Raw genomic sequence first — 18,455 nt, 5'->3', positions numbered from 1 at the left:
CGGTCCCGGCGGCGGACCTCGGGCATGTGGTGCGCCGGGGTGCTGCTCGCCGGGGTCAGTGTCGTCGTCGGCTGCCGTGCCGCGGACACCGACGCCCTCACTCCGGTGCCCCAGCTGCTCGCCTTCCTGCCCTGGCTGCTCGCCCCCGCCGTCCTCGCCCTCCTCCTCGCCCTGCTCCTCCGCTGGCGCACCGGACTGGTCTGGGGCCTCCTCGTGCTCGCCGCCCTCGCCTGGTTCACCGAGCCGTACGGCAGGGCGGGGGAACCCACCGGCACCGCGCTCGCCGGGTTCCGGGTGCTGACCTCCAACGTGCAGTTCGGCCGCGGCACCGCCTCCCTGGTGCCGGCCCTCCGCCGGGAGCGACCCGACGTCGTGTTCGTCGAGGAGTGCGAGTCCCGCTGCTCAGCCCTCCTGGAGCGCGCCTTCGGCGGCACGAACGGCACCTACCCCTACCGGCGGGCCGTCGACGGCGCCGGCTCCGACGGATCGGTCATCCTCAGCCGGTTCCCGCTGACGGCCGCACCCGGCGTGCCCGGCACCATGGGCATGCCCGGCGCCGTCGCCGACGTCCACGGCCACCCCGTACGCCTCCAACTCGCCCACCCCATGCCCCCGCTGCCCGGACAGGTCTCCGTCTGGCGCCGCGAACTGGGGGAGTTGCGCGCCTACGCGGCGGCCGGCGGCGACACCCCCACGATTCTCGCCGGGGACTTCAACGCCTCCCAGGACCACGCCGCCTTCCGCCGCATCCTCGGCACCGGCCTGCACGACGGCGCCCGCCTCGCCGACGACGCCCGTACGCCCTCGTGGCCCGCGCGGACCGCGCCGCTGATCGGCGCCCAGATCGACCACGTTCTGGTCTCCCGGGACTTCTCGGCACGCTCCGCGCACTTCCTCGCCCTCGCGGACACCGACCACCGGGCCCTGGTCCTCGACGTCACCCTCCACCGGCGCCGCTAGGGCCCCGGCCCCAGGGGCCACCCTCCTTCCTCAGCAACATTCGAACGAATGGCCATAATGAGGTCATGTCCCGCGAGTTCCCCATCGGCCTCATCCCTCCAGACTGGCTGGTCAGGAGCCTGCGACCGCAGCGGTCACCCGTCAACCGACCCGCCGTCGCCCGCGCCGTGATCGCCATGGCACTCCCCCTGGCACTGGGACTCGCGGCGGGCCGGCCCGCCTACGGCGCGCTCGCCTCCATGGGCGCCGTGTCCGGCGTCATCGGGGACACCGCGGACGCCTACCGCATGCGCATCCTCAACATCGCGGTCCCCCAGCTCTTCGGCGCCCTCGGTGTCACTGTCGGCGCGCTGGTGTTCGAGCAGGGCTGGCTCGCGGTCACCGCCCTGACCGGGGTCGCGCTGCTCTCCGGGATGATCTCCTCGATCGGCGCGGTCGCCTCCGTCTCCGGACTGCTGCTGCTGCTCAACGCCGTGATCGGGGCCGGCCTCCCGATGCCCGGCGACTGGTGGCTGCCACCCCTGCTCATGTCCGGCGGCGGACTGCTCGTCCTCGCCCTCGCGCTGCTCTCCTGGCCGCTGCGCTCGGGCGTACCGGAGCGGACCTCGGTCGCGGCCGCGTACCGGGCGGTCGCCGGGCTGCTCGCGGCCTGCGGCACGGACGCGTACGACGCCGCACGGTACGACGTCACCCGTTCCCTCAACGACGCGTACGACCTCGTCCTCGCCCGGCGCGCCCGCCAGCACGGCCGCAGCCCCGAACTGGTTTTCCTGCTCGCCCAGTTGAACGCCCTCACCCCGATCGTGGAGGCCGCCCCGGCCGCCCACCGGTACGGCAAGCCGCTGCCGGAGGGGTCGGTCGACGCCGTACGCCACCTCGCCGACGCCGTCGACGCAGGTCACCGGGGCCCCCTCCCCCTCCGCCTGCCCGAGCCGGTCGGAGAGACACAACGCGCCCTCGACCACGCGCTGCGTCACGCCGCCGAGGTCGTCACGGCCCAGAACGTCGACCCGCGCACCATCGTCGACCGCCTCGGCCGGCCCGCCTCCCTGAGCGTCCGCGCCTACCGCGCGGCCCGCAACGTCCTGCTGTCCGGGACCTCCTGGCGCTACGGCCTGCGCCTCGCCCTGTGCATCGGCATCGCGCAGGCCCTGGTGTCGCTGGTTCCGGTCCAGCGCTCGTACTGGATCGCACTCACCGTCACCTTCGTCATGAAACCCGACTTCGGCTCGGTCTTCGCCCGGGCTCTGCTGCGTGCGCTGGGCACCGTGGCGGGCCTGGTGGTGGCGGCCGTGGTCCTGGCCTGGGTGCCGCTCGGCTGGTGGGACGTGGTGGTCCTGGCGGTCCTCGCCCCGCTCATCCCCGCGCTCACCCCGCGCGGGTTCGGCTACCAGACCGCCGCGATCACGCCGGTGATCCTGCTGCTCTCGGACGTCCTGAACCACCTGGGCACCGGGCTGCTGGTGCCCAGGCTGGTCGACTCGCTCATCGGTTGCGCGATCGCGCTCGTCGCCGGCTATCTGCTGTGGCCGGAGAGCTGGCACGCCCGGGTCGGCGCCCGGCTCGCGGACGCGGTCGCCGACACCGCGCGGTACGTGGAGACCGCGTTCGGCGACACCGCCGACCCGGCGGCGCGCGCCCGGATGCGGCGCCGCCTGTACCGCGATCTGTCCGCCATCCGTACGGAGTTCCAGCGGGCGCTGACCGAGCCGCCGCCGACCGGGCGCCGGGCCGCCGCCTGGTGGCCGCTGGTCGTCGCGGTGGAACGGATCGTGGACGCGACGACGGCGGCACGGGTGCGGGTGAAGCAGGGCGCGCCGTCCCCGTCGTCGGCCGAGATAGCCCAGGTCGCCCTGCAACTGCGGGAATTGGCGGAGAGCCTGCGGGAGACCGAGGTCCTGATCGCGGTCCGCACGGACCTCACCGGCCCGGCGGACAGCATCCTGGAACCGCTGCGCCAGGAGGTGGCGGCAGCGAGGGCGGTCGCGTCCCCGCACTGAGAACCGGAGGACCGGGCAGGGGGACGGGGGCGGCTCGTACGGGAACGGGGTGCCGCCTACGGGGTCGGGGTCCCACGTACGGCAACGGGGGCGGCGCCGCATCGGGCGCCGCCCCCGCCCGTGTCCGTCGGACTCGTCGGAGTGATCGGCCTCATCGGAGTGGTCGGCCTCATCGGAGCGGTCGGACTCGCCGGGGTGGTCGGACTCGTCAGACTCCGACGTCGTGGCCGTCCGTGCGCCACACCGCGACCACGGCGGGGCGGACGATCTTGCCAGGGCCGTCGGGCCAGGTGCTGGCCGGCTTCTCGACGGTCGCGCCGTCGACCTCTCCCGGGTGCTGCACGGCCACGAGCACGCGCCGGTCCTGGATGATCGGCCCGCAGGTCTCGGCGCCGGTCGGCACGGTCAGGAACTGCTTGAGCTCACCCCGCCGGTCCCCGCGCGTGGCGACGCCGAACAGGCCGTCGTGGGAGCCGAGCTGGTTGCCGTCGGTGGAGATCCACAGGTTGCCGTGCGGGTCGAAGGCGACGTTGTCCGGGCAGGAGATGGGGCTGACCCGGTCCTTGGGGTACCCGGCGAAGTAGGTGGCGGGATCGGCCGGGTCACCGGCGACGAGGAAGAGCGACCAGGCGAACGTGGTGCTCTCGGGCCGGTTGTGGCGCTCGGTGAGCTCCAGGATGTGCCCGTGCTTGTTGGCGTTGCGCGGGTTGGCCTCGTCGGCCGGCGCGTTGCCGGTCTTGCCGCGGTTGGTGTTGTTGGTGAGGACGACGTACACCTTGCCGGTGTGCGGGGAGGGCTGGATGTCCTCGGGCCGGTCCATCTTGGTGGCGCCCACCTTGTCGCCCGCCAGCCGGGTGAAGACGAAGACCTCCTCGGCGGTCATTCCCTCGACATGCGAGACGGCCCCGTGCGCGGTCGCGGTGGCCAGCGGGATCCAGACACCGGAACCGTCGAACTCGCCGTCGCCCGGAAGCCTGCCGCTGCCGTCGAAGTCGGATGCCGGGGAGTCGCCGGTGAGCTTGGCGACGTACAGCGTCCCCTCGTCCAGGAGCGAGAGGTTGTGCTCGCGCACGGTCCGGGAGTTCCCGTGCCGCATGCGCTTGCTGCCGACGAACTTGTAGAAGTAGTCGAACCGCTCGTCGTCCCCGGAGTAGACGACCGGCCGCCCGTCCTCGGTGAGCCTGACCGTCGCGGCCTCGTGCTTGAAGCGGCCGAGCGCGGTGTGCTTGCGGGGCGTGGAGGTCGGGTCGTACGGATCGAACTCGACGACATAGCCGAAGCGGTGGACCTCGTTGGGCTCCTGCGCGATGTCGAAGCGGCGGTCGAACCGCTCCCACTTGCGCTCGGTGGCGGAGGTGCCGATGCCGTACCGCTTGTCGGTGTCGCGGAACCCGCCCGCGAAGTACTGGTTGAAGTTCTCCTCTCCGTGCAGCGTGGTGCCCCACGGGGTGGTGCCGCCGGAGCAGTTGTTCAGGGTGCCGAGAACCTTGCGGCCGGTCGGGTCGGCGGAGGTCTTCAGCAGGTCCGAACCGGCGGCGGGGCCGGTGATGCGGAACTCGCTGGTGGCGGTGACACGCCGGTTCAGGGGGTGGCGGGGCACGGCGGTGAGGCGCCCCGTCTTGCGGTCCTCCTCCACGACGACGGCGGTCAGGCCGTGGGCGGCCCAGGCCACCTCGACCTGCTGCCGGGTCGGGTTCTGGGGGTCGTACCCCCGGAACATGATCACCTCGTCGGTGTACTCGTGGTTGGCGACGAGGAGCTGCCGGTGGCCCTCACCGGGGAGCGGCAGGAGGGCGAGGAAGTCGTTGTTGTACCCGAACTGCATGGCCTGCGCGGCGGCGGTCTGGTTCTCGGGGTCGAAGGCGGGCGCGCCGCGCAGGATCGGGTCGCCCCAGCGGATGACGACGTTCTGGCGGTAGCCGTCGGGGACGGTGACGGTGTCGTCGGTGTTGGGTGCGACCGGCGCGAACCGGAGGCCGCGGGCGCCGTCGGTGCGAGAGGGGCCCGCGGTGGGGATGGCGGCCTGGGCCTTGGGGGCGGTGGCCGTGACGGCGGCCGTACCGGTGGCGGTGGCCACGGTCACGACGGCGGCGGCACGGAGGGCGGAACGGCGACTGAGGGCACCGGCGATGACGTCGCCGACGTACTCGTTGGAGCTGGTGTTGGGAACCTCGTGGAAACAGGCGTCGCCGCACCGGAAGCGGCAGGTCAGGGCGGACCGACCGCCGGGATGCGAGCCGGACGGCGTGCCGAGCAGCGGCAGCATTTTACGCACTTTAGTCTCCCCATACGATCTCTTGGCGTGCGCTTGACGGTAAGGGGATGGATGTGCGAGAGCTGGGCTGACGGGTGAACGGCCGGTGAACCAGGCCGTTCTGTGCGGCATTTGGGGCATAGGGAGGGGGCGCGCACGGAGAGCGGGCTCCCGAGGGCCGGGCACGGTGCCGGTAACGACGAGATAGCGGTATTGACAACGGCGCATCCGATGGCCGGACCCTGCCCAAGATCGGCGCCTTCGGCGGCTAACCTTACGTGTCCGTCCTGGCCAGGGATTGACGGGCATCAACTCACGCGAAGGGTTGCGCACATGGGCATTCTCACTCTCCTGCGGAACGCGCTCGGCCGCTCACGCAAGGGTCGCACCGCCGAGGGGGAGCCCTCGCGGGAGACAGCGGAGGCCACGGAAACAGCATCGGTCGCCACGGTCACAGCCGAGCCGCCGACGTCGGCTGAGGTCCCGGCACAGCCGTCGGGCCCGGACGACGAGCACGAGCTGGTGTCGGCCGCGTTCGACAACGTGACGGTACCCAGGCAGGCGACCCCCCAGGACGAGCCCGCCCAGACGGCGGAACCGCAACCGGGACCCACGGAACAGGAACCGACGGCCATCGAGGAGTCGGAAGCGGTTGCGGAGGAGCAGCCGGAACCGGTGGCGGAGGAGCAGCCCGAGCCGGTAGCGGAGGAGAAGCCGGAACCGGAAGCCGCGACGGAACCCGAGCCGAAGGTCACGCCGGAACCCGAGCCCGTGGCCGAGGCAAAGCCCGAACCGGAAGCCGAAGAGAAGCCGGAACCGGAAGCCGCGACGGAACCCGAGCCGAAGGTCACGCCGGAACCCGAGCCCGTGGCCGAGGCAAAGCCCGAGCCGGCGGTGACGCCGGAACCCGGGTCCGAGGGCGCGGAGCCCGAAGGCGTGGCTGCCCCCGAGGTGACCACGAAGCCGGAAGCTGCCGCGGAGCCGGAGTCGGCCGTGGAGGGGGAGCCGGAGGCCACCCCGGAGCCGGAGGCCACCCCGGAGCCGGAGGCCACCCCGGAGCCGGAGGCCACCCCGGAGCCGGAGGCCACCCCGGAGCCGGAGGCTGCGCACGCCGCCGCCGAGGCGCCCGCCGAGATCACGAACGAGCCGAAGCCGGAACCGGTCGCCGAAACGACCCCCGAGCCCACGCCCGAACCCATCGCCGGAACGACCCCCGAACCCGAGCCCGCGAAGGCCCTGGAGCCGGTCGCCGCCGCCCCCGAACCCGAACCGCTCGCCGCCGCCACCGAGCCGGAACCCGCGAACGAGCCGAAACCGGTCGCCGCCGCCCCCGAACCCGAGCCTGTGGACCCCGCCCCCGAGCCGGTCGCCGCCAGCCCCGAATCGTCCGAGGGCGAAGCCGAGGCCGGGGCGGCGTCCGTACTGACCCTCGCCGGCGTGAAGTCCCGCGCACCCGGCCTCGTCACCGCCTACAAGGCCGCCGCGACCGTCCTCGACACGCACGGCCTCACCGGCACCCGCGCCAATGTCTACCTCGTGCTGGACCGCTCCGCCTCCATGCGCCCGTACTACAAGGACGGCTCGGCCCAGGCGCTCGGCGAGCAGGCCCTCGCCCTCGCCGCCCACCTCGACCCCGACGCCACGGTGCACGTCGTCTTCTTCTCCACCGAGCTGGACGGCACCGGAGAACTGACCCTCGCGGAGCACGAGAACAAGATCGACGACCTCCACGCGGGTCTCGGCCGCATGGGCCGTACGAGCTACCACGCGGCGGTGGAGGCGGTCACCGAGCACCACGACAAGTCCGCGGACCCGGCCCTCCCCGCCCTGGTGATCTTCCAGACGGACGGCGCGCCGGACGCGAAGACCCCCGCCACCCAGGCCCTCACGGACGCCGCGAAGAGCCACCCCGACGTCTTCTTCTCCTTCATCGCCTTCGGCGACCCGGAGAACAAGGCCTTCGACTACCTCCGCAAGCTGAAGACGGACAACACGGCCCACTTCCTGGCCGGAGAGACCCCGCGCGAGCTCACGGACACGGAGGTCTACGAGGGCGTACTGGGGAACTGGCGCCCGTAAGCCCCGCAGGCAGCACCCGGTGCACCGACGCCGCCCGCTTCTCACCCCGTAAAACGAGAGGCGGGCGGCCTAGCCATGTCGGCTACGATTTCAAGGTTCGTAGACGATGACAGACGGTGCGGAAACCGACGGTCGTCACCCCACGTAGCGACTTGGGAGCAGCCCGCGATGGCTCGACACCTCATCACCAGCGCCCTTCCGTACATCAACGGGATCAAGCACCTGGGCAACATGGTGGGGTCCATGCTCCCGGCGGACGTGTACTCCCGCTATCTGCGCCAGCGCGGCCACGACGTGCTCTACATCTGCGCGACGGACGAGCACGGCACCCCCGCCGAGCTGGCGGCCAAGGAGCTGGGCCTGCCGGTCGACGAGTTCTGCGCCCAGGCCCACGACGCGCAGAAGGCGGTGTACGACGGCTTCAACCTGGCCTTCGACTACTTCGGCCGCAGCTCCTCCCCGCAGAACCGGGACATCACGCAGGAGATCGCCCGCGAGCTGAAGGCGAACGGGTTCATCGAGGAGCGGGCCATCCGCCAGGTGTACTCGAACGCCGACGGCCGCTTCCTGCCCGACCGGTACATCATCGGCACCTGTCCGCACTGCGGCTACGACAAGGCCCGCGGCGACCAGTGCGAGAACTGCACGCGCGTCCTCGACCCCACGGACCTGATCAACCCGCGCTCGGCGATCAGCGGCAGCAGCGACCTGGAGATCCGCGAGACCAAGCACCTCTTCCTGCTCCAGTCCGCGCTGGCCGACGAGGTCGAGGCGTGGGTCGACGAGCGCGCCGACAACTGGCCGGTGCTCGCCTCCTCCATCGCCCGCAAGTGGCTCACCGAGGGCCTGCACGACCGTGCCATCACCCGTGACCTGGACTGGGGCGTCCCGGTCCCGGCCGACACCTGGCCCGACCTGGCCGCCGAGGGCAAGGTCTTCTACGTCTGGTTCGACGCCCCGATCGAGTACATCGGCGCGACGAAGGAGTGGGCGGACCAGGACCCGGACAACCGGGACTGGCGTTCGTGGTGGTGGGAGTCGGACGCCGACGTCCACTACACCCAGTTCATGGGGAAGGACAACGTGCCCTTCCACAGCGTGATGTTCCCTGCGACCCTGCTGGGCACCCGCTCGCCGTGGAAGAAGGTCGACGTCATCAAGGCCTTCAACTGGCTCAACTACTACGGCGGCAAGTTCTCCACGTCGCAGAAGCGCGGTGTCTTCACCCACGACGCGCTGGAGATCCTGCCCGCCGACTACTGGCGTTACTTCATGATGGCGAACGCCCCGGAGTCGGACGACACGTCCTTCACCTGGGAGCACTTCACGGCCACGGTGAACAAGGACCTCGCCGACACCCTGGGCAACTTCGTCAACCGGGTGCTGTCCTTCTCCCGCAAGCGCTTCGGCGACGCGGTGCCGGAGGGCGGCGAGCCGGGCGAGGCCGAGGCGCGGCTCGGTGAGGAGATCGCGCGCCTCCTCGCGGAGTACGAGGAGCACATGGAGGCCATCCAGTTCCGCAAGGCGGCGGCCGCGCTGCGCGCCCTGTGGTCGGCCGGCAACTCCTACCTGGAGGAGAAGGCTCCCTGGCTGGAGATCAAGACCAACAAGGAGGGCGCGGCTCTCACCCTGCGCACGGCGATGAACCTGATCCACCTCTACGCGGTGGTCTCGGAACCGTTCATCCCGACGTCCTCGGCGGCCATGCGCGCGGCCTTCGACCTGAAGGACGACACGGCCACCTGGGTGACGCGGGAGGAGGCGAAGTCCCTCGCGTCGATCCCGGCCGGTACGCCCTTCACGGTTCCCCCGGTGCTGTTCGCGAAGCTGACGGACGAGGACCTGGCCGCGTACAAGGAGCGCTTCGGCGGCGAGACGGAGTAACACCGCCCGCACGTACCCGGGGCCCGGAAAGCGCGAGGCTTTCCGGCCCCGGGTATGTGGTCGGCATGCCGGCGCCGGTCACTGCGCCTGCCGAAACCATGGGACTGAGCCGTGTTTCCCGTGGCCCACGTGAAAGCGGCCCGGAACCGACCGTCGGTTCCGGGCCACCTGCACCTGCTGTGTCCTACTTCGGCTGCGGCTTCCGGATGGACAGGTGCAGCTCCCTCAGCCGCTCCTCCGGAAGCTCCGTGGGGGCGCCCATCATCAGGTCCTGCGCGTTGCCGTTGAGCGGGAACGCGATCGTCTCGCGGATGTTCGGCTCGTCGGCCAGCAGCATCACGATGCGGTCGACGCCCGGGGCGATACCGCCGTGCGGCGGGGCGCCGAAGCGGAAGGCGCGCAGCATACCGGCGAACTGCTCCTCGACGGTCTCACGGTCGTAGCCGGCGATCTCGAAGGCCTTGAGCATGATCTCCGGCTCGTGGTTCCGGATCGCGCCGGAGGACAGCTCGACACCGTTGCAGACGATGTCGTACTGCCAGCCCAGGATGTCCAGCGGGTCCTGGGTCTCCAGCGCCTCCAGGCCGCCCTGCGGCATCGAGAACGGGTTGTGCGAGAAGTCGATCTTTCCGGTCTCCTCGTCCTTCTCGTACATCGGGAAGTCGACGACCCAGCAGAAGCGGAAGACGCCTTCCTCGAAGTGGCCGGCCCGCTTGGCGGCTTCCACCCGCACCGCACCCATGATCTTCGAGACCTCGTCGAACTCGCCCGCGCCGAAGAAGACGGCGTGGCCAGGGGCCAGCTGGAGCCGCTTCGTCAGCTCCGCGACGTTCTCCTCCGTCAGGAACTTCGCGATCGGGCCCGTCAGCGAGCCGTCCTCGCCGACGCGCACCCACGCCAGGCCCTTCGCACCCTGCTCCACGGCGTACTCGCCGAGCTGGTCGAAGAACTTCCGGGGCTGCGACGAGACATCCGGCACCGGCAGCGCGCGCACGTGCTTGCCCGCGAAGGCCTTGAACTCCGAGCCCTCGAAGACGTCGGTGATGTCGACGAGCTCCAGCTTGGCGCGCAGGTCCGGCTTGTCGGAGCCGTACTTCAGCATCGCCTCGCGGAACGGGATCCGCGGGAAGGGCGAGGTGACATGACGGCCACCGCCGAACTCCTCGAAGATCTCCGTCATGAGCTTCTCGATCGGCTGGAAGACGTCCTCCTGCTCGACGAACGACATCTCGACGTCGAGCTGGTAGAACTCGCCCGGCGAGCGGTCCGCGCGGGCGTCCTCGTCACGGAAGCAGGGCGCGATCTGGAAGTACCGGTCGAAACCGGAGATCATCAGCAGCTGCTTGAACTGCTGCGGAGCCTGCGGCAGCGCGTAGAACTTGCCCGGGTTCAGACGTGAGGGGACGACGAAGTCACGGGCACCCTCCGGGGAGGTGGCGCTGAGGATCGGGGTCGCCATCTCGTTGAAGCCCATCGCCGCCATCTTGTGGCGGATGGCGGAGATCACGGCCGTGCGCAGCATGATGTTGCGGTGCATGCGCTCACGGCGCAGGTCCAGGAAGCGGTACTCCAGGCGCCGCTCCTCGTTCACCCCGTCCTCGGTGTTGATCGTGAAGGGGAGCGGGGCGGCCGCGCCGAGCAGCTCCACCTCACTCACCTCGATCTCGATCTCGCCCGTCGGCAGGTCCGGGTTCACGTTCTCCGTGCCGCGCGAGACGACCTTGCCGTCGACGCGGACGGTCGACTCCTTGGAGACCTTGTCCAGCGCCTCGTACGCGGGCGTGCCGGGGCGGGCGACGAGCTGCGTGATGCCGTAGTGGTCGCGCAGATCGATGAAGAGGATGCCGCCCAGGTCGCGCCGATTGTGCAGCCAGCCGCTCAGCCGGACGTCGCTGCCGACGTCAGAGGCGCGGAGCTCGCCGCAGGTGTGGGACCTGTACCGATGCATCGTCGTTCATCCAGTCTTCGCGGGTCGGGTCTTCCCGGGGTAGCGCCCCGGCGCCTCCGGGCTGCCACGGCCCGGACCTCCCAAGGGTACCGGCCGCCCCGACGTCGACTCCCCCTCATTGAGGGCCGACGCTCCGCGGGGACATACACGGTGACCTCCCGAGGGAATCCGGGGGCATACGGGGGGATCCAGTCAGGTCCGGGCGGATCCGAGCAAGCTCGTGCTGGTCCACGCGGTTCCAGGCGGGTCCGAGCGGTTTTGGGCGGATCCTGGGGTCAGGCCGGGCATGCCCGAGATCGTCACTCTTTGCCCTTCGGTGGCATGTTTCGATCAGCTTTTCTTACAGTGGGGCAATGCGCACTGGTGAGCCCCTGCCCGCCGTGGGGGACGTCCTGGGCGCTCTCGCGACCGGTCTGTGGCGCTACGACGCCGCCGCGGGAGTCGTCACCCTGGACGCCGAGGCCGCGCGGCTCGTCGGACTGCCTGCCCGGCCGACCACGCTCACGGAGGCGGGTATCCGGGCCCGGTTCCACCCGGTGGACTGGAACGAGGTCGACGGGATCGTCCAGCTCGCCCTCGCCGAAGGCACCATCGCCGAGGTCCGGATGCGGATCATGGACGAGCACCAGCGGGTGATCCGCATCGTCCGCAGCCGCTCCAAGCCGTCGCTGGATCCGAAGACCCGCGAATACCGGTTGGCCGGCACTCTTCAGGAGGTCACCGAGTCCCCGACCGGAGCCGCGCGCTCCCCCGTCACCGGCGACTGGCGCCGCTCGCGTGAGGCGTTCCTGCTGGACGCGGGGCGCGCCCTGGCCGAGGCGGGATCCACGGAGGAGGTGCTGCGGGTCGCGGCCGGGCTGTCGATGCCCGGCTTCTCGCCGGACGGGCTCGCGGTCTTCGGAGCCGAGGGCGACCGGCTGACCGTCATCGGCCACTACGGCCAGAAGCCTGGGGACGAGGGACCCTTCACCCAGATGTCGCTGGACACGGACTACCCGGCCGCCGAGGTCGTCCGCACCGGCCGCGCCGTCTATCTGTCCTCGCCCGATGAGTACCGGGCCCGCTACCCGGTGTCCTGGCCGCTCGCCGAGCCCTTCGACCGCCACTCCTGGGCGTTCCTGCCGCTGACCGCGGCGGGGCGCACGATGGGCGCGTGGATGGCGGCGTTCAAGTACCCCGTCACCTTCACGCCCGACGAGCGCTCGGTGCTCACCACGGTCGCCCGCATGCTCGCCCAGGCCCTCTCCCGCGCGGGCGCCGCCGAGACGGAACGGGAGCTGACGGACGGGCTCCAGCGCTCGATGCTGCCCACACTGGGCCCGCAGATACCCGGCATGACCGTGACCGCGCGCTATATACCGACCGGCGGCGGGCTCCAGGTCGGCGGCGACTGGTACGACATGATCCAGCTCCCCGGGGGAACCTCCCGGACGAAGCGCGGGGGCGGGCGCTTCGCGGTCACCATCGGCGACGTCCAGGGCCACGACGTGCGTGCGGCCGGCCTCATGGGCCAGCTGCGCATAGCGCTGCGCGCGTACGCCTCCGAGGGGCACCGCCCGGACGCGGTCCTCTCCCGCGCCTCGCGCTTCCTGCACGGGATGACCTACGGCGACGACGGCGCCGACCTGCGCTTCGCGACCTGCCTCTACGTCGAGGTGGACCCGGCGACCGGCACGCTGGAGATCGCTCGCGCCGGCCACCCGGACCCCGCCATCCGCATGGCCGACGGCACCGTGCTGATGCGGCCGACGGCGGGCGGGGTGCCGCTCGGCATCGACCCGGACGCGGACTACCCGACCACCCGGCTCGTCCTGGGCGCCGGCGAGACCATGCTGCTGTGCACGGACGGGCTGATCGAGACCGGCGGGCACGACCTGGACACCGGCTGGCGGCGCATCCGGAGGATCCTGGAGGAGCACGACGGGGATATGGAGGCGCTGGCCGACGCGCTGGTGCAGGCCGTCCACGGGCCCTCCTCGCACCACGCCACCGGGCCGCTCACCGATCGTCGCGAGGACGATATAGCCATGGTGCTGCTGTGCCGGACGGGCGAGGGCTTCGCCTGTGCCGGCGCCGACCGCCGGCCGACCGTGCGCCGCACGATGCTGACGGTCGCGCAGGCCGATCCCCAGCGGGTCGCGGGCGCCCGGCAGCAGCTGCGCGAGCTGCTGCACGACTGGTCCTCGGTGGACCAGGTCGACTCGGCCGTGCTCCTGGTGTCCGAGATGCTGACGAACGTTCTCGTGCACACCGACGCGGACGCCCTGCTCCTCGCGGAGATCTCCTGCGACGGGGACGGCTTCGGCGGCACGGGCGGGCGCCGGCTGCGGGTGGAGGTCACCGACGGCAGCGACGACCTGCCGCACAAGCGCCAGCCCGGCGAACTCGCCTCCTCCGGACGCGGCCTGGTCCTCGCGGAACTGCTCGCGGACGGCTGGGGGGTGGAGCCGCGGGGCGAGGGCAAGAGCACCTGGTTCGAGCTGTACGAGGCTCCTGTGAAGGACGGCGACGCATAAAGCCCGCGGCGAGCTTTCCGCTGATCCGGCGGCAAGCTTTCGCTGATCGGGCGCGGAGCTTTCGCTGATCCGGCGGCGGGCTGTCCGCGTCCGGTGGCCGCCCGTGGCCCACCGCCGGAGGCCCCCTCGTCCCCATGGCGCGCGTCACGCGCCCGGTGGCTCCCCTCGCGCGCCCGGCGCCGCTGTTTCCGGTCCGGCCCCTCCGTACCGCGCCCGCAGCTCGTGGCCGACGCCGAACGCCGCCGCGGTCAGCGGCACCGCCAGCAGCATCCCGAGGATCCCGGCGACCGACGCCCCCGCGGTGAGCGCGAGCAGCACCGCCGCCGGGTGCATCCGCACGGTCCGGCTCTGCACGACCGGCTGGAGCACATGCCCGTCTAGCACCTGCACGGCGACGACGACACCGAGCGCCCACAGCGCGATTACCACTCCGCGGTCCGCGAGGGCGACCAGGACCGCGACCGCGCCGGAGAGGAAGGCCCCGAGGTAGGGGATGTAGGCGCCCACGAAGACGAGGGCGCCGAGCCCGATCGCGCCCGGAACGTGGAGGATCAGCAGCCCCACGGTGGTCAGCGTCGCGTCGATGAGCGCGATGACCGTGGTGCCGCGCATGAACCCCTCGACGGCCTCGTAGGCGCGCCGCGCCACGGCCTCGACGGTGCCGACGGTGCCGCGCGGGGAGAGCGAGCGCAGCTGGTCCGCCACCCGGTGCGAGTCGCGCAGGAAGAAGAAGACGAGCAGCAGTGCCAGTACGGCCATGGCGATGTACTCGGCCACGACGCTGACCCCGCTGATCACGTTGGAGGCGGCGGTCCCCCCGAACTTGGAGAGCAGGTCCTTGGACTTGGTGGCCAGGTCGTCCAGTGAGGTGCCGGCCGCCCCGAAACGCGACGCGATCGACATCGCGGCCCGCTTGAGCGAGGCCAGGATCTGGTCGCCGGTGTCGACGAGCGCGGCGACGACGATGTACACGGCCCCGCCCACCACGGCCACCACGGCGACGCAGGTGATCCCGGCCGCGAGCGAACGGTGGACCCCGGCCCGCACGAGCCACCGGTGCAGCGGCCCGAGCAGCGCGGTGCCGAGCAGCGCGAGCAGCACGGGCACGACGGCCGTACGGAACTGCCCGCACAACCGGATCACGATCCAGACGACCCCGGCGACCAGCAGCACGGCGGCACACCACGCGGCGAGCCGGCGTACGGGGTCGGGGAGGAGCTGCACCCTCCCAGCCGAACACGCGAAGGGCGGGCTGTCCTGTGCGGACAGCCCGCCCGGGTGACGCCGTATCAGCCGCCCGTCCGGGCGACGCCGTATCAGCGGCCCGTTCCGGATGACGCCGTGTCAGGCCGGCTTCGGCGCGGAGCCGCTGGTCAGGCTTCCTGCGGGCCCTGCTCGGTCATCCCGTGCACCGCCGGAATGGTGCCGAGGCGCCCCTTCTGGAAGTCCTCGAAGGCCTGCTGGAGCTCCTCGCGGGTGTTCATCACGAACGGACCGTAGTGCGCCATGGGCTCACGGATCGGCTGCCCGCCCAGCAGGACGACCTCGAAGTCCGGCGTGTGGGAGTCCTGCTTCTCGTCCGCGCGGACGGTGATCGAGGAACCCGCGCCGAACACCGCGGTCTGGCCGAGGTGGATCGGCCTGCGCTCCGAACCGACGCTGCCGCGGCCGGCCAGGACATACGCAAGGCCGTTGAAGTCCTCGCGCCAGGGCAAGGTGATCTCCGCGCCCGGTGCCACGGTGGCGTGGATCAGGGTGATCGGCGTGTGCGTGATGCCGGGGCCCTTGTGGCCGTCCAGCTCACCGGCGATGACGCGGAGCAGCGCGCCGCCGTCGGGGGTCGTCAGCAGCTGGACCTGGCCACCACGGATGTCCTGGTAGCGCGGGGCCATCATCTTGTCCTTGGCGGGCAGGTTGACCCAGAGCTGGATGCCGTGGAACAGGCCGCCGGACACGACGAGCGCCTCCGGCGGAGCCTCGATGTGCAGGAGGCCCGAGCCCGCGGTCATCCACTGGGTGTCGCCGTTGGTGATGGTTCCGCCACCGCCGTGCGAGTCCTGGTGGTCGAAGACGCCGTCGATGATGTAGGTGACGGTCTCGAAGCCGCGGTGGGGGTGCCAGGGGGTGCCCTTGGGCTCGCCCGGCGCGTACTCCACCTCACCCATCTGGTCCATCATGATGAACGGGTCGAGGTGGCGGTAGTGGATCCCGGCGAACGCGCGTCGGACCGGGAAGCCCTCGCCCTCGTAGCCGCTGGGTGCGGTCGTGACACCGAGCACGGGACGGGACACCGCGTCGGCCGGCGCGACCACACGGGGCAGGGTCAGCGGGTTCTCTACGGTCACTGCAGGCATGTCGGTACCTCCTTGTGCTTCCACTTTAGTTGACTGTTGAACTTTCTGCCACCCCAACGCGGAAAGCCCGGAGGGCATTCCCTCCGGGCTCCCGCCGCCGCGCGAGTGCTGGTTCAGTTGCTGAAGTAGAGGTACTTCCAGTCGCCGTACGTCGTGGAGTTCACGCTGTCGCCGGACGAGCCGTTGACGTACACCGACCGCATCCGCGCCCTGATCCCGGCCTCGCCGGGCGCCTCCAGGCTCACGGCCGACTTGCCGTTGGTCCCCAGCCGGAAGTACTGGGAGTCGAGCGAGTACCACCTGCCGTCGTAGTAGACCTCCAGGTCGAAGCGCTGCTGACGACCCGGGTAGTAGGTCATGGTCGTCGTGAGCAGCGGGTCGGTTCTCTTGTGGAACCAGTAGTACGTCGTCGAGCCGATCTTGCCCGTCTTGTAGTGCCGGGAGACGGCGGTGGAGACCCTGACCCTGGCGTAGGCCGTGGCCTTCACCGTCTTGGGCGCGAAGCGGGCGTCACCCTTGAACACCGCGGTGACGGCCGTGTCACGCGTCATGTCCACGACCGCCGAGAGGTTGCCGCTGGAGTTCACCCTCCCGGTCTTCAGCAGCTTCTTCGGCTTGTCGCCACCGAAGGGGTCCGCCCAGATCTCGACCGTGCGGTTCTTGTACGTCGAGCCGAGGTGCGCGGTGAAGGTGACGTCGGTGCCGTAGTTGTAGAGCTTGCCGTTGTTGTTCAGGGTCAGCGTGGTCGCCGTACGGGAGACCTGGACCTTGTCGGAGGCGGTGGCCGCCGTGTGCTCGGCGTCGCCCGCGTAACCGGCCTTGTACGTCACGGTGCCGCCGGCCGGCGGGGTGTCCGTGAAGGAGTAGGTGCCGTCCGCCTTCACCGCGACGGCGGGGAGCGCCTTGCCGCTGGGGCTGTCCAGGTCGGTGCGGGTGACCGCGAGCTTCGCGCCCGCCGGGAGCGGCACGTTCGCCGTGATCCTGCCCTTGACGGTGAGCTGCTTGGCGCGGGTCGCGGAGGCGGGCGCGTCGACCGTGAGGGTCGGCACGCTGAGCGACGGGCCGGTGAACGCCTTGAGGGTGTAGGTGCCACCTGTACCGGACAGGGCGAACAGCCGCGAGGAGTCGGGGGCCCACGCCACCTCGCCGATGCTGGACGTCCCCGTGTCGAAGCGGCGCACCGGGGTGACGGCGCCCGGCTTGTAGACGGAGACGTGACGGTCGTAGGCCTGGGCGACCAGACCGCTCGGCGAGACGTCGCCGGACCAGCCCGTCTCCGTGAGGTTCCCGGCCTCCGTGAAGGTGCCGTCGGCGTACGAGAGCTTCCGGGAGCCGTTCCACAGCACCTGGGAGCCGCCGGGTCCGAGGTCGATGTCGCCGAAGTACTGCTCGCCGCCGCTCTTGGCGACCACCTGGGGGGTGGCTCCCGAGACGTCGAGCACGTTCAGCGCGCCCGGGCTGTCGCCGCTGTCGGCGAAGGACAGCAGACCGGGCGCGGACGGGTCGGCGTCGAGGATCGCCGCGTTGTAGTACGGGGCGACCGTGTCCGGGAGCTGTCCGAGAGCCACCGCTGCGGCGGCGTCGGTGGCGGCGGGATCGATGGATCCCAGGTTGCCGTGGAAGAAGCCGTCCTCACCCGTGATCCGGTACGAGAACCAGAGCCGTCCGCCCGCGAAGGCGACCTCGCGCGGTTCGGCGCCGGCGCCGATGTCGTAGCGGGTCCTGACCTGAAGGGTGGCCGCGTCGAGAGCCACGATCTCGTGGCTGGTCGGCAGGGCCGCGTACAGGGTGAGGCCGTCGTCGGAGAGCGCGAGGTCGCTGGGGCGGCCGAAGCCGACGTTCAGGCCGGCCAGGGTGCCGCTGTAGTCGGTGGCCAGGATCCGTCCGTTGTCCTGGTCGGCGACGAAGACACGCTGGAGGGCGCCGTCGGCGACGAGGCCCACGGGCTGGGTGAGTACGGCCGGCTCGGCCGAGGCGGAGCCCGCCGCGGCAAGGCTCAGCGCGACCGAGCTGAAGAGGACCGCGAGCGCCGTCGCGGCCGAGGTGCTGCGCATGCGCACAGTGATGAACCCCCACAAGAGATCCCGGGATGGCCGGGAGATGAGAAGCGCCGCGCGGCACCCGGACGCGACCGCGTGAGAGCGGTGGCGTGCGGGGCGCGGCTGCCGGGGGAACTCTATGGCATGGCCGTGACAACGGTTGGGGAATTCCCGGCGGCGACGGGCCGCCGCGCGGCCGGGCAGGGTCGGCGTCGACGCGGCAGGGGCGTCCAGCCGTCAGCGCGGCAACGGCGTCCGGCTGTCCGGCCATCCGGCTGTCCGGCCATCCGGCTGTCCGGCCATCCGGCTGTCCGGCCGTCCGGCCGTCCGGTCTTCCGCGAAGCAACGACCTCCAGCCGCGCGCGCAGACGACCTCCAGAGCCGTCCAGGGAGCAACGCCCCCGGCCGTCCGTGAAGCGAC

10 protein-coding genes are annotated in these 18,455 nt (G+C 71.4%); 5 read left to right on the top strand and 5 right to left on the bottom strand.

Annotation, left to right across the window (positions count from 1 at the left end):
- Positions 1–24: 24 nt before the first annotated feature.
- A complete protein-coding gene (locus tag ABZ823_RS06305; RefSeq protein ID WP_361654772.1) occupies positions 25–960 on the top strand; it encodes an endonuclease/exonuclease/phosphatase family protein in 936 nt (311 codons plus the stop codon).
- 65 nt (positions 961–1,025) lie between these two features.
- Entirely contained in the window at positions 1,026–2,960 is a 1,935-nt protein-coding gene (locus tag ABZ823_RS06300; RefSeq protein ID WP_361654356.1) for an FUSC family protein, read from the top strand.
- A gap of 208 nt (positions 2,961–3,168) precedes the next feature.
- On the opposite strand, the gene ABZ823_RS06295 is transcribed toward ABZ823_RS06300, so the two are convergent.
- Positions 3,169–5,235, bottom strand: a complete 2,067-nt coding sequence (locus tag ABZ823_RS06295; RefSeq protein WP_361654353.1) for a PhoX family protein — start codon at positions 5,233–5,235, stop codon at positions 3,169–3,171.
- 312 nt (positions 5,236–5,547) lie between these two features.
- Between ABZ823_RS06295 and ABZ823_RS06290 the strand changes: the two genes are divergently transcribed.
- On the top strand, positions 5,548–7,293 hold the full coding sequence (locus tag ABZ823_RS06290) for a VWA domain-containing protein (protein ID WP_361654351.1): 1,746 nt from the start codon (positions 5,548–5,550) through the stop codon (positions 7,291–7,293).
- A 168-nt stretch (positions 7,294–7,461) separates the two neighbouring features.
- On the top strand, positions 7,462–9,177 hold the full coding sequence (gene metG, locus ABZ823_RS06285; protein ID WP_361654348.1) for a methionine--tRNA ligase: 1,716 nt from the start codon (positions 7,462–7,464) through the stop codon (positions 9,175–9,177).
- Between the two features lie 184 nt (positions 9,178–9,361).
- Here metG and aspS read toward each other — a convergent pair whose 3' ends face one another.
- Positions 9,362–11,125, bottom strand: a complete 1,764-nt coding sequence (gene aspS / locus ABZ823_RS06280; RefSeq protein ID WP_361654345.1) for an aspartate--tRNA ligase — start codon at positions 11,123–11,125, stop codon at positions 9,362–9,364.
- 353 nt (positions 11,126–11,478) lie between these two features.
- Here aspS and ABZ823_RS06275 point away from each other — a divergent pair, with 353 nt between their 5' ends.
- Entirely contained in the window at positions 11,479–13,641 is a 2,163-nt protein-coding gene (locus ABZ823_RS06275) for a SpoIIE family protein phosphatase (RefSeq protein WP_361654342.1), read from the top strand.
- Between the two features lie 144 nt (positions 13,642–13,785).
- Here the strand turns inward: ABZ823_RS06275 and ABZ823_RS06270 are convergent, their stop codons facing one another.
- From ABZ823_RS06270 to ABZ823_RS06260, 3 genes are all read right to left on the bottom strand, one after another.
- Entirely contained in the window at positions 13,786–14,865 is a 1,080-nt protein-coding gene (locus tag ABZ823_RS06270) for an AI-2E family transporter (RefSeq protein ID WP_361654340.1), read from the bottom strand.
- 149 nt (positions 14,866–15,014) lie between these two features.
- Complete coding sequence (locus ABZ823_RS06265; RefSeq protein WP_361654337.1) at positions 15,015–15,995, bottom strand: pirin family protein; 981 nt, start codon at positions 15,993–15,995, stop codon at positions 15,015–15,017.
- A 113-nt stretch (positions 15,996–16,108) separates the two neighbouring features.
- Positions 16,109–18,049, bottom strand: coding sequence for an Ig-like domain repeat protein (locus ABZ823_RS06260; RefSeq protein WP_361654334.1), 1,941 nt, complete (start codon positions 18,047–18,049; stop codon positions 16,109–16,111).
- Positions 18,050–18,455 lie beyond the last annotated feature (406 nt).

This window comes from Streptomyces sp. NPDC047079, assembly GCF_040643755.1.
In the GTDB taxonomy this organism is placed as follows: Bacteria; Actinomycetota; Actinomycetes; order Streptomycetales; family Streptomycetaceae; genus Streptomyces.
Note: the sequence above shows the minus strand (reverse complement) of the source record. Positions and strands in the feature narration are given on the sequence as shown.

Coding starts and splice junctions, on each gene's coding strand:
- ABZ823_RS06305 (WP_361654772.1), top strand. CDS start 25: ATGTGGTGCGCCGGGGTGCTGCTCGCCGGGGTCAGTGTCGTCGTCGGC.
- ABZ823_RS06300 (WP_361654356.1), top strand. CDS start 1,026: ATGTCCCGCGAGTTCCCCATCGGCCTCATCCCTCCAGACTGGCTGGTC.
- ABZ823_RS06290 (WP_361654351.1), top strand. CDS start 5,548: ATGGGCATTCTCACTCTCCTGCGGAACGCGCTCGGCCGCTCACGCAAG.
- metG (WP_361654348.1), top strand. CDS start 7,462: ATGGCTCGACACCTCATCACCAGCGCCCTTCCGTACATCAACGGGATC.
- aspS (WP_361654345.1), bottom strand. CDS start 11,125: ATGCATCGGTACAGGTCCCACACCTGCGGCGAGCTCCGCGCCTCTGAC.
- ABZ823_RS06275 (WP_361654342.1), top strand. CDS start 11,479: ATGCGCACTGGTGAGCCCCTGCCCGCCGTGGGGGACGTCCTGGGCGCT.
- ABZ823_RS06265 (WP_361654337.1), bottom strand. CDS start 15,995: ATGCCTGCAGTGACCGTAGAGAACCCGCTGACCCTGCCCCGTGTGGTC.
- ABZ823_RS06260 (WP_361654334.1), bottom strand. CDS start 18,049: ATGCGCAGCACCTCGGCCGCGACGGCGCTCGCGGTCCTCTTCAGCTCG.